This is a genomic window from Lentimicrobium saccharophilum (assembly GCF_001192835.1).
In the GTDB taxonomy this organism is placed as follows: domain Bacteria; phylum Bacteroidota; class Bacteroidia; order Bacteroidales; family Lentimicrobiaceae; genus Lentimicrobium; species Lentimicrobium saccharophilum.
Map to the genome: position 1 here is coordinate 1,163,928 of NZ_DF968183.1, position 15,497 is coordinate 1,179,424.

10 protein-coding genes are annotated in these 15,497 nt (G+C 48.4%); 2 read left to right on the top strand and 8 right to left on the bottom strand.

The window, feature by feature from the left end; all coding sequences use genetic code 11:
• Window positions 1-12: 12 nt before the first annotated feature.
• The 5 genes from TBC1_RS16560 to TBC1_RS16580 all read right to left on the bottom strand — a co-directional run bounded on the left by TBC1_RS16560 (window position 13) and on the right by TBC1_RS16580 (window position 4,818).
• The gene (locus TBC1_RS16560) at window positions 13-642 is read right to left on the bottom strand and encodes a class I SAM-dependent methyltransferase (RefSeq protein ID WP_137305830.1); all 630 of its coding nucleotides are present in this window, start codon (window positions 640-642) and stop codon (window positions 13-15) included.
• Between the two features lie 48 nt (window positions 643-690).
• Window positions 691-1,110 carry a SoxR reducing system RseC family protein gene (locus TBC1_RS16565; protein ID WP_062045233.1) on the bottom strand — a complete coding sequence of 140 codons (420 nt, stop codon included), beginning with the start codon at window positions 1,108-1,110 and terminating at the stop codon, window positions 691-693.
• A 10-nt stretch (window positions 1,111-1,120) separates the two neighbouring features.
• On the bottom strand, window positions 1,121-1,822 hold the full coding sequence (locus TBC1_RS16570; protein WP_062045235.1) for an SDR family NAD(P)-dependent oxidoreductase: 702 nt from the start codon (window positions 1,820-1,822) through the stop codon (window positions 1,121-1,123).
• Between the two features lie 76 nt (window positions 1,823-1,898).
• On the bottom strand, window positions 1,899-3,128 hold the full coding sequence (hydF, locus tag TBC1_RS16575; protein ID WP_062045237.1) for a [FeFe] hydrogenase H-cluster maturation GTPase HydF: 1,230 nt from the start codon (window positions 3,126-3,128) through the stop codon (window positions 1,899-1,901).
• 247 nt (window positions 3,129-3,375) lie between these two features.
• Window positions 3,376-4,818: a lyase family protein gene (locus TBC1_RS16580; protein ID WP_062045239.1), complete on the bottom strand. Its 1,443-nt coding sequence runs from the start codon at window positions 4,816-4,818 to the stop codon at window positions 3,376-3,378.
• Window positions 4,819-5,718: 900 nt separating this feature from the next.
• Here TBC1_RS16580 and TBC1_RS16590 point away from each other — a divergent pair.
• A complete protein-coding gene (locus TBC1_RS16590; protein WP_062045243.1) occupies window positions 5,719-6,735 on the top strand; it encodes a PhoH family protein in 1,017 nt (338 codons plus the stop codon).
• On the opposite strand, the gene TBC1_RS16595 is transcribed toward TBC1_RS16590, so the two are convergent.
• From TBC1_RS16595 to TBC1_RS16605, 3 genes are all read right to left on the bottom strand, one after another.
• On the bottom strand, window positions 6,725-8,833 hold the full coding sequence (locus TBC1_RS16595; protein ID WP_082189679.1) for a C10 family peptidase: 2,109 nt from the start codon (window positions 8,831-8,833) through the stop codon (window positions 6,725-6,727). The two genes, TBC1_RS16590 and TBC1_RS16595, sit on opposite strands and share 11 nt — an antisense overlap.
• Before the next feature lie 111 nt (window positions 8,834-8,944).
• Window positions 8,945-11,062, bottom strand: a complete 2,118-nt coding sequence (locus TBC1_RS16600) for a C10 family peptidase (protein ID WP_062045247.1) — start codon at window positions 11,060-11,062, stop codon at window positions 8,945-8,947.
• A gap of 95 nt (window positions 11,063-11,157) precedes the next feature.
• Window positions 11,158-13,845 (bottom strand): S8 family serine peptidase, encoded by a 2,688-nt coding sequence (locus TBC1_RS16605; RefSeq protein WP_172668928.1) that lies wholly within the window; start codon window positions 13,843-13,845, stop codon window positions 11,158-11,160.
• Window positions 13,846-14,204: 359 nt separating this feature from the next.
• Between TBC1_RS16605 and hutI the strand changes: the two genes are divergently transcribed.
• The gene (gene hutI / locus TBC1_RS16610) at window positions 14,205-15,470 is read left to right on the top strand and encodes an imidazolonepropionase (RefSeq protein WP_062045251.1); all 1,266 of its coding nucleotides are present in this window, start codon (window positions 14,205-14,207) and stop codon (window positions 15,468-15,470) included.
• The last annotated feature ends 27 nt before the right edge of the window (window positions 15,471-15,497 follow it).

Here is a 15,497-nt window from a genome sequence, read left to right on the forward strand (position 1 = left end):
GGTAGCTGAGAATCAGGAGGAAATCCGGTTTTTGCTGCAGTGAAACACCCTGAATGACTTATTATCATTCAGGGGCACATCATATTGCATCTCAATTTTAACACCCAAATTACTGAGCAGTTCATAAAGTCCGGCTCCCGAAACCGTTCCAGCAAAAGATGAAAGCAAATCAAGGGATCTATATTGTGTTTTGGTTACAAAAGCGGTATTCCGGGTTTGCTGTATAACAATCACCAATGCACCATCCGGGGATAATGCGTCCAGCAATTCAGGTATCAGCACATCCGGCTTCACGTATTCAAGCACCAGACCGCAAAAAATCAGGTCAACATTACTGAAAGAGAGGGGATCAACTTCCAGGTCCAGGCATTGGATGTTCATCCCCGGTATAGTCTGTCCAAAACGCTGGTTAAGTTGTTCCAGGTAAGCGGGATTGATATCCACGGCATGGATAACCCTTGTAATAGCAGGATCAACTTCTTCAAGGCCATTTCCCGTTGCACACCCGATCAGGGCGATACTGCCGGGCGTATAGCGCTTAAGGCAATCGCCAAACAAACGGCTGAGCATCTGCGTCTGCCCGACTTCGCGCATATGATTTTCATAATCCTGAAAAGGAATCTGCAGCCAGGGGTTCTTCATATACCATTTAAAGACAACAAAAAACAGGAAACCTGACAGTTTCAATCATCACGCCTGGATGCTGAATTTGAACCGCTTTCCCATCCGGTCTCTGAGCAGATACAGGACGGCATAATAGGGTAACAACACCCCCAGGGAGACCAATCCGGCCACTACTTCTGAAGTCAGCAATACCGCGATGATAAGCACCACAAAAACCAGCAGAAAGGGCAGAATATAGCCATAGAAAAGCGCTGCATTACCGGCTTTCACATCGGCTTGAACCGACACAATCTGTCCGGGTTTGAGGCTGGTGCCGGGCTCAAGCTCGGCTTCAATGATGCGTTCACTGGTATCGGAGGCTGTGCAGGCGCCTTTTGCATGGCAGGAAGCACAGGCGCTCACGCTGATCACCTTTACGAAAACTTTCTGTCCATCAATGCTTTGAACAACGCCTGTTTTTGCAATACAATCGGTTGAGGATGACATTTTTTTCTTTTCAGGGAGTGGACAAAGATACCGGCAAAATCTTTCCGTTGAAATAGCGATTGCCGTTTATAGCGAAATCGGCAACAAATTCCGCCATTTTTCCGGCTGAAACCGGTGCTTCGTAACCGGGAAATGCCTTTGCGAGCATTTCGGTCTGAACTGCGCCGAAAGCAAGGCAATTGACGGCGATCTGCTTGTCCTTCAGCTCTTCGGCCAGACATTCTGTGAGCACAGCCAAAGCGCCTTTGCTGGCGCTGTATGCTGACAACCCGGGAAACTTCACGCTTCCCTGCACGCCTCCCATGCTCCCGATATTCACGATGTGCGAACCCGGTTTCATTAAGGGGAGCAATGCCTGTATCAGCAACATCGGCGCTTTCACGTTCACACTGAATACCTCATCTATCTCAGGCGCAGTAATCTTACCCAGGGGCTTATTCAGCATGGCGCCTGCATTGTTGATCAGGATATCGATTTTGCCAAGCTGGCGGTTGATCTGATGAGCCAGCGATTCCATATCACCGGTAGCCAGATCGAACTGCAGAGGCTGAACCACCGTTTCCTGCCGTTTGATGTTGCACTCGCCCGACAATGCCTGTATCTTCATACCGTTGCGTGCAATCACAATCAGTCTGTTTCCTGGAATTCCGGCCAGAATTTTTGCCGTTTCGCGCCCGACACCGGATGAAGCGCCTGTGACAACAATATTCATTTTTAGTTTTTTAGGTTACGATCCTTCCCGCAGTCGTACAAAAGCCTGCAGCCAATCAGTCCGTTAAATTTTCCGGTTAAAGATAATCATTCTCACCGTGATCTCCTGCAGAAAATGGAGCAACGGCCCTTTTATAAATTCCGTGTATCCAGGCAATGGCCATACCGTAGTTGGTCACCGGGATACCGGCATCCACGGCGGGTTTCAGCCTGTTGATAATTTGTTTGCGGGTGATCACACAGCCTCCGCACTGAATCACCATGGCATAATCGCGGATATCGCGCGGGAGCTTCGACAGTCCTGCCACTACCTCGTATTCAAGTTTCTTACCGGTGAAATTGCCCAGCCAGCGAGGGATTTTAACGCGGCCGATGTCATCGCAGGATACATGGTGGGTACACGACTCGAGGATCAGGATGCGGTCCCCATCCTTCAGTTCCGAAAGTTTGGGCGTTCCCTTCAGGTAATTCCTGAAATCGCCCCGCTGCCTGGCCAGTAGAATGCTGAAACTGGTCAGCGGTATTTCAGGTGGTACTGCAGCATCCGCTTTCAGAAAAACCTGACTGTCGGTGACCACCAGCGCCGGTTTGGGATTCATCCGTCTGATAAAGCCGTCAACTTCCCTTTCCTTGCAAACCACGGCAATGCCGTCGTGATCCAGAATATCACGGATGGCCTGCACCTGTGGCAGGATCATCCTACCTTCCGGAGCTTCAATATCAATAGGGGTTATCAGTAACACCACATCACCGTATGAAATCAGATCGCCCAGCATAGATGGCGCGGTATAAGCCGATTCGGGGATCAGCCGCTGCATGGCCGCAACCAGGCCATCGACCCCATGCCTGCTGATCGCGCTGAATTCCAGCACCGGAACGGTGTATCTGGTTTCCAGGTCCTGCTTCAGGCCTGCACTAAGGGGTTGAAGATCACTCTTATTGTGCAGCACCAGAAAAGGAACAGCTTTTTCCTCAAATTCAGCAATCAGTTTCTCCTCCTCCTGCGAAAACTCATTTCCGGTGATCACCAGAATGGCAAAATCAATGACTTTCAGCATTTCGCGGGATTTTTCCACCCGCTTCAGTCCCAGTTCTCCGGTATCGTCAATCCCGGCGGTATCAATCAGAATTACCGGACCTATCCCGGGAATTTCCATAGATTTCTTTACAGGATCGGTAGTTGTTCCGGCCACATCCGAGACAATGGCCAACTCCTGCCCCGCCAGGGCATTGATCAGCGAACTTTTTCCGTTGTTGCGACGGCCAAAAATGCCGATATGGGGTTTGGTATCTTTTCCTTTGGACATAAGGATTCAAAATTCAAAGATTCAAAGATTCAAAAATTCAAAGATTAGCTTCGCTGAACTCTCCCGATAGTCCCGATAGCTATCGGGATCGGGATCGGTTCAAAGATTCATTTTCGCTTGCGCGGGTAAATGATTCCAAAAATATTTAATGGATTCTGGTGTTATTATGCTTTTGTGATGAAAAGATTCATGGATTTATTATCAAGGAATGTACTGTTTGTAAGCCAGATGCAGCCATAATCACCGGTTAAGTTAGATCATTGATGGTGTATCCGGCTTTTAATAGATTGGAAGGTTTTAAAATCTCTTCCAGTTTTTCAGCAGGTAAGAGTTTCATTTCGCTGTTGATTTCCAAAATGCTTTTATGTCCGGGTTTCATCAGCAGCGCGACTTCGGTCGCCTTGTGGTAACCGATGTAAGGTGTGAGGGCCGTGGCGATGGCCGGACTGCGCAGCAACTGGTCCAGGCTGGCGGTGGTATCCACTTCCAGCCCGCTGATCATATTTGTCAGCATGGTATTACAGGAAGCCACCAGTAATTTCAGGCTGCCCAGCAGGGCATGTCCGATCAGGGGAAGATATGCGTTAAGGTCGAGGCAGCCCTGCGCACACAACCCGGCGATCAGCGCATCATTGGCATACACCTGGTGTGCTGCGCTGATGACAAATTCGGGAATCACCGGATTCACCTTACCCGGCATGATGGAGCTGCCTGCCTGCAGTTGCGGCAACTTCAGCCGGGCGCCGGCAATATCGGAGGCCAGCAGGCGGATGTCGTTCACAATCTTTTCAAGATTTACCGCCAGGGCCTTCATAATGGCGTGCACTTCAACAAAAGCGTCCAGGTTGCTTGTGGTATCGCTGAGGTTTTCGCCCCGGGTAACGGGAAGTCCAGTAAGATGCTGCAACTGCTTCGTCACCTCCATAACGAAAAAGCGCGGCACCGCCACAGAAGTACCGATGGCACTTCCGCCCAGGTTCACCACCTTGATGCGCTCGAAGCACTTTGAAACGCGCCACCAGTCGCGCGAAAGCGCATCGCTGTAATTTGAAAACAGTTTACCGTATGAAGAAGGCACCGCCTCCTGCATCTGGGTGTAACCAATGCGCAGATTATCGCGGTAGCGGCCTTCGAGCGCCTCAAAACCGCCTCTCAGCCGGTTAACGGACTTTTCAAGATCGTTCAGCAGCAGCATTACGGCCACTTTCAGCGCTGTTGGCACCACATCGTTTGTACTCTGAAAGATATTGGCATGCTCGGTCGGATCCACCTCGCTGTAGTTTCCCGGATTGAAACCCAGTTTCAGCAGGGCCACATTGGCAATGATCTCATTTACATTCATGTTGATGCTGGTACCCGCGCCACCGCTGACGGCAGGCACGATGAAATGAGCGACATGCTGTCCGGCAGAAACCTCCCGGGCGGCTTCAGTTATCGCTTCAAGCACTGGCGCAGGCACCCTGCGGATCGCAGGCATGGCTGAACCTAGTTTCTGCTCCAGCGCTTTATAATAGGAAGATGCCGTCAGGTAGCAGGCTTGCTTTACCAAACCCATGGCCCGGTACCACTCTTCATAAAAAATCGTGGTATCGGGAAAGTTTTCACGCGCGCGGAGGGCGTTGATGCCATAGAGTGCTTCGGCCGGGATCCGGCGGCTGCCCAGAAAATCGGTTTCGGTGCGGTGTTCCATGGTTCAAAAGTAGTGATTTTTAACATCTGCAATTAGCTCCAGACGCATGAGAATTTTACCCAGACCGAAGGAATTCATAGATATTTGTATAAGCCGCAGTCAGGATAGATTATCAGGCATAATTATAAAGAGCATTTTCAAGCAAACATTTCAGGGTGGGTCCTAAAATATATACGATTCTGAATCTCAATAAATATCCGACCTCGACTGGGTCGGATAATCGTTTGGGATTGGCCTGGCTATAATCATAGGACCCCGCCGGGGTCATGATTTTCTTACCCAACTATTACGATAACTCCGGAGGAGTCACATGTTTATAGAAAACATGATTCTAAAAATTATGCCGGCCCCGAAGGGGTCGAATAACCGATTCCTGATCCTGCAATTTCACGTTGGCATAACAAAAGGTATCTTTCAAAACAACAGGTAGCATACACCCCCACAGATTTACCGGATTTTCATGTACCGATGGCGATCGGTTTTGCCCTGAGGTATGGTGGTCTCGTAACGATGGTTATTGGTGCCGCTTGTAGGTATGGTAATCTTGGCTTCGCTCGTAAGTATGGTGGTCTCGTACCGATCGCTATCGGTACCGCTCGACCACCAGTAATAAAATTCAAAACAAATTATTTTCTGGCGAAGCCTGGATGGTGTGGTGGTCTCGTACCGATCGCTATCGGTACGAGACCATCCGGGAACCGCGAAGCCGGGAGCATCCGGGAACCGTGAAACCAAAACCACACAGTCGCTTCTCCGCCCCAAAATTGACAAGTGTTACCTTTACACAGAAATAATCGGTTATTATTCCCTCAATTACTGACATGCATCTGTCTTTATTATTTTATCTACTTTTGACAATTCATTGCTTTTATTAAAAAATATCCATTCTTCAGCTATCCTATGAGCGAAAAAGTCTTCAGCATAGAATCTCACAGCCCGCTTGAATTTTACGGTGTGGGCGACCGCAACCTTAATATCATCAGGGAATTGTTCCCGAAACTGAAGTTGATTGCCCGGGGTGAATTTCTGAAAGTCATCGGGGATCCGGGAGAGCTGGTGGCTTTTGAAGATTTTTTCACCGCGCTGAACCTGCATTTCGAACGGTTCGGAACGATTTCGGAAAATGAACTGAAGCAACTTTCAGAAACAGGCAACACCGAAAGCATGACCCGCCCCGGCTCTCCGGATGTGCTGGTGCATGGCCGCAACGGTATGATCATCAAGGCACGGACGCCCAACCAGATGAAAATTGTGGAGAGCGTGGGGCAAAACGACATGGTGTTTGCCATCGGCCCCGCCGGAACCGGCAAAACATATACCGCCGTGGCGCTGGCCGTGCGCGCACTGAAGAACAAAGAGGTAAAGCGGATTATCCTTACCCGTCCGGCCGTTGAAGCAGGCGAAAATCTGGGGTTTCTGCCGGGCGACATGAAAGAAAAGCTAGACCCTTATATGCAGCCGCTTTACGACGCCCTGCGCGATATGCTTCCGCCTCAGAAACTACTGACCTACATTGAAGACGGAACCATAGAGATCGCTCCCTTGGCTTTTATGCGCGGCCGCACGCTCGACAATGTGTTTGCCATCCTGGATGAAGCCCAGAATGCCACCAACAGCCAGCTCAAAATGTTCCTTACCCGTATGGGCAGGGCTGCTAAATTCTTTATTACCGGCGATATTACCCAGATAGACCTGCCAAGACAACAGCAATCGGGCCTGCTGCAGGCATCCCGCATATTGAAAGACATTCCGGGGATTGATTTTATCATGCTCGACGAAAGCGACGTGGTAAGGCATAAACTGGTTACGCGCATTATCCGCGCATATGAGCGTGAAATGCCGCAACCGCAAAAAAATCAGGCGAAGCCCACAGCCCCGCCTGAAGAAGAAATTCCGCAACAGCCCGTTAACGGCTGATCAGCACCTTGTGGGTTCCAACACTGTTTTCCGCAGCGTATTTCAGATAGTAAATCCCTTCCGCCAAATCTCTGACCGGGATCAGCACGGTTTCCTGTCCGGCAAAGCCAGCCCGGATATTATTGACAACCACCCGTCCCGAAAGGTCAACCAGGGAAACAAGCACATCGGCAGGCAATCTGCTGCTCAATTCAACCCGCAGCCAGTCGCTGGCCGGCACCGGATAAACCTGCACACCCAGTCCGCCGGAACTAACTGCAGTTGCCATACCAACAGTGGTTGCATCACTGATATAGGATAGCTCCCATCCGCCGGCTGTTACATCGTTGTTGGTATTGAAAAGTATCATAGCTTTCCCGGAAGGAATAGTCACCGATTCAGGGATCTCACTACCCGAGAAACTGGCAACCAGCGATTGTGATGCCAGATTGTATATCTTCACCTGATCATGATCCGGTTCAGTGTCAAGGGCATTGAAAGTAAAAGTGATCGAATTTGCATTTTCGGGCTCCACCCTGAATTTACAGACACTGTTGTTGTTGTAATCGCGGGTTCCGCTGCCATCGGTAATCACCCCTGAAAGATCGCTGAAGATGGTCGTTCCGGAGCAGAAAACTGCCCGTTCACTGTTGTAGGAAAGCCTGAAACCGCTTCCTTCATCACCTTCCGTCAGGAACTCAATAAAAAGTTTATCTCCTGTTGCCGTGATGGCCTGGGGTAAAGCGGCACCGGTAAGGCTGGCCAGCAGTGGATAAGAAGCATCGGGTCCGTCATAAATATTCAGCACATCCAGCCCATCGGTAAGGTTGAATTTTTCGAAGGTCAGTGTCAGGTTGGTCACGGAATCCATCGGAGCAATCAACCAGCCGCAGTTCAACCCGGCGGTGTAATTATCCACCGGTCCGCTGCCGTCTTCAATGGTTCCATTGTGCCGGTTCAGGGTCTTGACACCGTTACAATAGTAAGGATAATTGCTTTCGGGATAGAAGTTTACAATCGCGCCCTGCCCGTAAGTAAAATTATTGCCACCCGGATTCAGGTTGTTTAAGTAAAAATATCCATTGTACGAACCGCTCCATCCCCAGTTGAAATGGAAATAGTCGGTTCCCTGATAGCCATCAACATTAAATGCATGTCCTCCTGATCCGAAACCATTGTAATACAATGGCCAGCCGTTGTCAAGGTTCTGCATCAACAGTTCAGCCCACCCGGTTTGGGAATAATTATCCTTTTGCTGAAGCGACAATTGGTTTGAATAGCCAAAGTGTTCCCTGAGAGCGCTGGCGGCATCAAAACTGTAAGCACCCGAGCCATCCGGCGCATACATCATATCCACCGCAACGCCGCAGTGATACTGAATCTCAGCCATTTCATAATTCGATTCGGGACCTATTTCGTTGCGCATCTGATCGTAGTCATAACCGGCCTGACTGAAATCAACAAACAAATAACCGTAATCGGAATAATAACCATGTGAGCCGGTCCCCTGAAGCGGATAACGCCAGTAATAAATTACCTGCGACATGGCAGTAGCCACACAACCGGCATAAACATGACCGCCCGGCCCTGCATCATCCTCAGGACACAAGGCGTTGTATCTCGAACCCTGGTCCCAGGTTGAGGGCAGCAATGGCTCCACCGACCTCAGGTCGCGTTGCAAAACTTCGCCGGGATTATAGTTTAACAGGGATTCCCATGATGCACTGATATCAGGCGTAGCAGTTAAATTGCGGTCCATGATGTCGCTGAGCTGCAGTTCATAACCCGTCAGCCAGGCCGACAAAGAAGGAGGCTGATTTTCAAAAGTGAATATGCCATCAAACGAATAGCCCAGGACGGGAATCGCAGCATCTGTGGCTGAAACCAGCACATACCCCCCACTTTCGAAGTTGAAGGCATACATAACTGTGCGCTCATTGCCCACCCTGATGGCCGGCAAAGCATGCAGCGATTCCGGTGCAACCGCCTGTGCGGAAGGCATTCTGCTGTGCAGAAAAGCCGTCGCCACCCGGCGTGCTTTGTTTTCATCAACATTTCCTGCGAAAGAAATTGTAAAAATCAATACCAGGCTTAATAGTAAAGTAAATCTCCTTTTCATGTATGTTTTGTTGAGTTCCCAAAATTAATTAAAAAGCAGTGCAGTAGATGAAAAAAGGAAGTTTTACAATTGTAAAACTTCCTTTTTATAGTTTGAGTAAGTCAGATCTACCTATTCGAGAATCAGTTTCCGGGTGATGCGGCCTGCTTTATTCTGCAAGGTCAGCATGTATACTCCCGAATTCAAATGGTTCAGCTGTAGCACCTTATGAACGAATCCAGCCATCAGTTTATCATCTTCGCGGTAAACTACCCTGCCTGTAAGATCGGTTATAATAAAACCGGTTTCCAGTGTTTCGGGGATATTAAAACGGATTTCGGCATAACCTTTAGCCGGATTGGGATAGATGGACAGTTCAGAAACAACATCGTTCTGAGCAGTTCCCACATTGGCGATGTAATACTCAGCTTCAAAGCCCTGATTGTTATTAAATCCGTTAGAGGTAAAAAGCAGCAGCATTTTGCCTGTGGGTGAAACAAGCGGTTCAGGTACCACAGAACCGGTGTAGTTCGCCAGCAACTGATTGGTCGGGATTGCATATACTTTCAGAAAGTCCTTGTCATTTTCCAGATCGAAGGCAGTAAATGCCAGGGTAAGCTGGTCGGCAAAAGGACCCGGATCAATTTTCCATTTGCACATGGAATTGTGGTTGTAACGGTGGTCACCGCTTCCATCGCTAAAGGATCCGAAGGGTTCCGACAAGGTGATCGTTCCTCCGCAGAATGAAGGATAAACTGAAGAAAACTCAGCGGTGAATCCCGGAGCTGTATTGTTTCCGTCAGTCAGAAATTCGACAAACAGCCTGTTCCCTGATGAAGTAAGGCTCGAAATTGCAGCATTCCGGTCGTAAGATGCCAGCAACGTGGCTCCGGCATTGTCACCATCATAGATATTTACAACGTCACCTTCAGCAAGTTCAAATTTTGTAAAGTTCAGTGTAACAGAAGTCACAGAATCTTCCGGTGCGATTAACCAGGAGCAGGCCTGATTTGACTGGTAATCTGCAAGGGGGCCGCTTCGGTCTTCGAATATCCCCATCGGGGATGTAATCACATGGTTATCACAGTTATACGGATAATTGGCCGGATTTGGGAAAAAATTCCTGACCATGGCCTGAGCGCCACTATATCCACCTACATCGGTAAGGGTATAGAAACCGTTGCCGCTGCCGCTCCATCCGAAATTAAAGTGATATAGCTTGCCCGTTCCGGTTGTCTGATAGCCGTCCAGTACGAAAGCATGCCCTCCTTCAGAACTCTGTCCCGAATAATAAAGCGGTTTCAGTTCATCGATGCTGGTAACAATCATGTTTTCCCATGCCGAGGCGGCATAATTACTTTTTCTTACGTGCTGGGCTGTGGAAGAGTACCCGAAATAAGAACGGATGGCGTAAGGTACATCCTCGCTATAGGCACCCGACCCGTCAGGACCATACATCATCCTTACGCTTACACCGCAGTGGAACTGAAGCTCTGCAATTGCATTGATGGCCCTGCCACTTCCCGAGGTAATGGAGTTCAGCATGGCATCCCAGTCGTAATAGGTCTGTCCGAAGTTAGCGCTTATGTTTCCGTAAGAGCCATAATTATAGGAATAGCTTCCCGTACCGTGCTCGGGATAACGATAATAGGCCATGATCATCGACATGGCGGTAGCCACGCAACCGGCATAAACATGTCCGCCTGAGCCGCCTGCATCCACAGGACAATAGGCATTGTATGGAAAATCCTGATTCCAGGTCATCGGCAGCAAGGGTTCCATATCCCTGTTGCCCCCGGGGATATACCTGGTATTTATCATGGACTGATAATATTCCCAGGATGATTTAATATCGTTGTTTTGAAAAACCCCGTTACTCCTGATAAAGCTGATCTGATCATCAAATTCAGCCAGGAAACTGCTGTAGTGCGGAGCCAGTTCCCCGGCGGGAAATGCACCCTGATCATTGTAACCTATCACCGGAGTATAAGCATCTTCTCCTGATATAATGATAAAACCACCGGTGCTCAGATTAAACACATAATAAACGGGCAAACCGTTCACTTCACGGGTTGTAACCGGAATCAGCTCAATCTCATTCAGGTTAATGCTTATGCCATCCTGCACAAGCTGCTCATAACAGAAATTCCGGGCAACCAGGGCTGCGGTCTGCGGGGTGACCACATCAGCCATTGTCCGGCTCAATGTAACGGTCAGTAACAAAAAGAGAAACAGTAATTTAGACTTCATCGTCAGTAAAATATTAATTTGAATGCCGCCAAAAGTATAAAAAATGCCCCTGCATTAATTTAATACAGGAGCATTTAGAATGAATCTAAATAACCTTATCGGATGATGATGCGCTGGTTAAGTTGCTGAAGTCCGTCGGAGAGGCTAACCAGATAAATTCCGGCCGGCAGGTGTGAGAGGTCGATGGTTCTCAGTAAACCAGCATTGCTGCCACTGATATTTTCAGTATAAACTACATTACCAAGCAGTGATGTCACCCTGATGCTGACTTCGGCACCGGTGAGTTTCGAAGAACTCAGTGTAAATAATCCGTCGGAGGGATTGGGGTACACCCTGAGTGAAGACGATGGCCGGCTGTCAGGTTTAACCGGGGTGGTATTGGTGATGCTGATATTGTCAATAAATACATTATCACCTTCTCCCTGGGTTTTATCCGAGAAACGGGTAGCGCTCTGCAATACAATGTCGAATACCTGACCTGCATAGGCTGACAAATCAAAAATCAGGGTTCTCCACTCATCGGCGGCTGCCGTTGTGGGATTAAAATCCGTATTGCCATCCAGATCTGCTAACTGTTCACCGTTTACTACAACCCTGAACCAGGAGAATTTCGGGCCCAGGCTATAGGTCTGCCGAAGATCGAGCTGCAGGGCCACATTTTCCATGCCTGTAGCATCCACACCACAGATATAAGCTTTACCATGGAAAGCAAGATTGCTCTCCCAGGCCTGCGTTGCCGTTCCGGATGTGGGGCTTCCCGACCATCCGGTCGGAACCGGATCACCGTGGAAGTGGATACCAAAATTACTCTGGTTGGCAGACCGTACATCGATTTTTGACTGGGACTTAATGGTATCCCAAACCATAAATACTCCCGGGGTTCCATCTTCCATATCAACACTGAATGTCGGGATGGCACCGTTGACAAATATCAGGTTTTCATAATTCATCGAAGCAGAGCCATGCAGGTTGGCAGCAGTTAAGCTGACTGAGTAGGCGCCCGGCATCGAGAAACTAAGCTGAGGATTTTGCGAAGCACTGCTTGTCCCATTCACAAATTCGTATGTTTCCGGAGTAATTGTCCATTCCCAGGAATTCGGGTTGTACAATGAACTGTCGCTCAGGGTTATTTCTTCAAAAATACAGGGCATAGAATCGGAAATACCGATAAATACATAAGGAGAAGGGGTATTGGTGGCAGTTATATAATCTTCAAGCAGCAGCGTGTTTGTGCCAAAGGCATTGGTGACTGTAAGGGTTACGTCGTATACACCGGGAGAATTGAACTTGATATTTGAAGGATGTTGTTCCGTTGAGGAAGAAGGAGTTCCACCCTGGAAGGTCCATTGCCAGGTGGAGGGCACTCCGGTAGAAAGATCTGTGAAATCAATACCTCCGCCGGGTAGAATGGTAGTTACCGGAGTGCTGAAATTTGCCGTAGGTTCATAAGGTGTGCTGGCCGCAGCGCGGAAGGCATTAATCCTGCCAGTACCTAACTGACCGGTATAATCAGGATTGACGGCATAAACGTCATCGGATGTATTTTTCATGATGGTTTCAACCTGAGCCGGAGTCAATGCGGGATTGATTGAAAGAATCAGTCCTGCAAGCCCGGCTGCAACGGGAGTTGACATGGATGTTCCGGCCATCAGGTCATAGTTGCCATAAGTACCAGTGTTGTATGTTGTACTGAGCAATCCGCTGGGCCCCGGGCTGGCATATCCTCCCGGAGCACACAAGTCAACGGTGGTTCCGTAATTTGAAAAATCCGTCTTCTCATCATCGCTGTTGGTCGAAGCTATGGAGATCACATTGTTGTATCCTGAAGGGTAGTGCGCAGTTGAAACATTATCGTTTCCGGCTGAAGCCAGCAATACAATACCCATATTGTAAATGGAATTGATCAGGTTCTGATTGGTGGCTGAATAGCCGGGCCCTCCCCACGACATGCTGATTACATCGGCCCCGTTGTTGGCAGCCCACTGTATACCCGGATAACCATATATTCCGTTGGCGTTGGTATTGTTGGCTGCTTTTACTGCAATGATGCTGACATTGTAACCGATGGAAGCTACACCTATGCCATTGTCAGAAATTGCTGCAGTAAGACCGGCACAGTGTGTTCCGTGCGACCAGTCAAACGGATCACCTGAAGCAGGCGGATTGGCATTATTGGTATTGTAATATGTGTCACGCTGGAGGACAATTTTATCTGCAAGGTCCGGATGATCAACCCAAACGGCATTGTCGACAATGGCAACTTTGATATCGGATGAACCTTTGGAAATGTCCCAGGCCTTTTCAGCCTGAATCACATCCAGGTGCCAGTTCCAGTTGTTGGGACCGTTGAAGAGATTATAGAGCGAATCATTGGGCACATAATGAATATAATCCATTGGTACTTTCTCGACGTATTCAAGGGCCTGCTCTATTCCAAGCTTTTGAATCACTTCATTGACCTTATCGAAGTCTTCAATTTCCAGCATGAAAGTTCTGAGCAGTTTATGATCATTATTCAGGTAAAATGGGCGGGTCATTTCCTTTAACCTGTATTGTGACTGCAGCGCAGCAACAAAAGGTATCTGATTGAAATCAACAGAATTGTCACTTCTGACTGCGATATTCAGGTTAATATCATCTTTGAATTTGAAATAAATCCTTCCGTCCTGGTAATTCTTATCGAAGGTTTGACCAAAAAGATTCATTCCGGCAAAAAGTACCAGAACAAAAAGCATCCGCACGCTTTTAGCGGCAAAAGAGGCAGTGTAGGGTTTTGTTTTCATAAACAGAAAATGGGTTATTGATTGCATTTTGGAATTTCAGGATTTAAAAGGCCTGGTGGCCGCACTGAATTATCCCTGCATTAAACCATTAAGCTACAGGTTTTGTTTCGGTATGGCATACCGGTATTTAAGGTTATTGTCCTAAGCCACACCCGGTTCAGATCAGTTGGCCAAAAATAGAAAAAAACTCCGTTCAGATGACAGAATTCTGCGAAAATAATGCGGATGCTCAGCTTTGTATAACTCAAAAGAAGGCCATTACCATAAAAAACGGAGGCTGCCTGTTGTGGCGGTTGCAATCAACCTAAATTTATACCTTTGCACGAGATCCAGAATTAAGTCAAGAAAGGGAATTAATCATGCCGGAGACGAATAAATTACTGATTATCAATATCAAATCCCTGGCGGGGATTGACAACGGCGAAGTGCTTTTCAAAGCCGGGAAAGAAATGTCCACTTTCGAAAAGCTTGAGGATGCCTGGCTTCTGACCGAAGGAAGCATTATCAGGGATTTCGGGCAGATGAGCCAACTCGATCAAATATTGTACGAAGAGCCAGGGGTAAGGATTATTGATGCCAGAGGCCGGATGGTATTTCCTTCGTTCTGCGATTCGCACACCCACCTGGTCTATGCCGGCAGCCGGGAAATTGAATATGTGGATAAGATCAGAGGCCTTTCTTATGAAGAAATTGCCAAAAGGGGCGGCGGAATACTCAATTCTGCCAAACGGCTGCACGAAGCATCGGAAGAAGAGTTGACGGAACAGGCGCTTGAACGACTGAATGAAATTATTTCATACGGAACCGGCGCCGTGGAAATCAAGAGCGGATACGGGCTGAACACCGCCGACGAACTTAAAATGCTGCGGGTAATTCAACGCCTGAGAATGCTCAGCCCGCTCACCATCAAATCAACCTTCCTCGGGGCTCATGCAGTACCTGCAGAATATAAAGGCAAACAGGGCGAATATGTCGATCTGATCATCAACGAAATGATTCCACAGGTTTCTGCGGCCAATCTTGCTGATTACATAGATGTATTCTGCGACAGGGGATTTTTCACCCCCGATGAGACTGAACGCATTCTGATGGCCGGCATCAAATACGGCCTGCGGCCGAAAATCCATGCCAATGAGCTTGATTATTCGGGTGGCATACAGGTAGGCGTAAAATACGATGCGCTTTCTGTGGATCACCTTGAATATACCGGTGATGAGGAGATTTCCGCACTGATGGATTCAGAAACCATGCCCACCCTGCTTCCGGGCGCTGCTTTCTTTTTAAATATGGTACATGCTCCGGCCCGAAAAATGATTGAAGCCGGGCTTCCCATTGCACTGGCGAGTGATTTCAATCCCGGCTCCTCCCCTTCCGGCAATATGCAGCTGATTCTTTCCATGGGCTGCATCATGTTCCGGATGACTCCCGAAGAATCATTCAATGCCTGCACCATCAACGGCGCTTATGCCATGGGTATCAGCGACCAGTACGGCAGCATTGCCAGGGGCAAAAAGGCTAATTTTTTCATCACCAAACCCATACCGACCATTGAATTTATGCCCTATGCTTACGGCAGCAACAAGGCAGAAACCACGGTGCTGAACGGGGAAATCATCAATTTTTAAGCCTCCTGCCTGCGTCAGGCCGGGGGC

Bases quoted from the DNA above. Each gene is read 5' to 3' on its own strand.
- TBC1_RS16590 (WP_062045243.1), top strand. From the start codon at position 5,719: ATGAGCGAAAAAGTCTTCAGCATAGAATCTCACAGCCCGCTTGAATTT.
- TBC1_RS16570 (WP_062045235.1), bottom strand. From the start codon at position 1,822: ATGAATATTGTTGTCACAGGCGCTTCATCCGGTGTCGGGCGCGAAACG.
- TBC1_RS16600 (WP_062045247.1), bottom strand. From the start codon at position 11,062: ATGAAGTCTAAATTACTGTTTCTCTTTTTGTTACTGACCGTTACATTG.
- hydF (WP_062045237.1), bottom strand. From the start codon at position 3,128: ATGTCCAAAGGAAAAGATACCAAACCCCATATCGGCATTTTTGGCCGT.
- TBC1_RS16605 (WP_172668928.1), bottom strand. From the start codon at position 13,845: ATGAAAACAAAACCCTACACTGCCTCTTTTGCCGCTAAAAGCGTGCGG.
- TBC1_RS16580 (WP_062045239.1), bottom strand. From the start codon at position 4,818: ATGGAACACCGCACCGAAACCGATTTTCTGGGCAGCCGCCGGATCCCG.
- TBC1_RS16595 (WP_082189679.1), bottom strand. From the start codon at position 8,833: ATGAAAAGGAGATTTACTTTACTATTAAGCCTGGTATTGATTTTTACA.
- TBC1_RS16565 (WP_062045233.1), bottom strand. From the start codon at position 1,110: ATGTCATCCTCAACCGATTGTATTGCAAAAACAGGCGTTGTTCAAAGC.
- TBC1_RS16560 (WP_137305830.1), bottom strand. From the start codon at position 642: ATGAAGAACCCCTGGCTGCAGATTCCTTTTCAGGATTATGAAAATCAT.
- hutI (WP_062045251.1), top strand. From the start codon at position 14,205: ATGCCGGAGACGAATAAATTACTGATTATCAATATCAAATCCCTGGCG.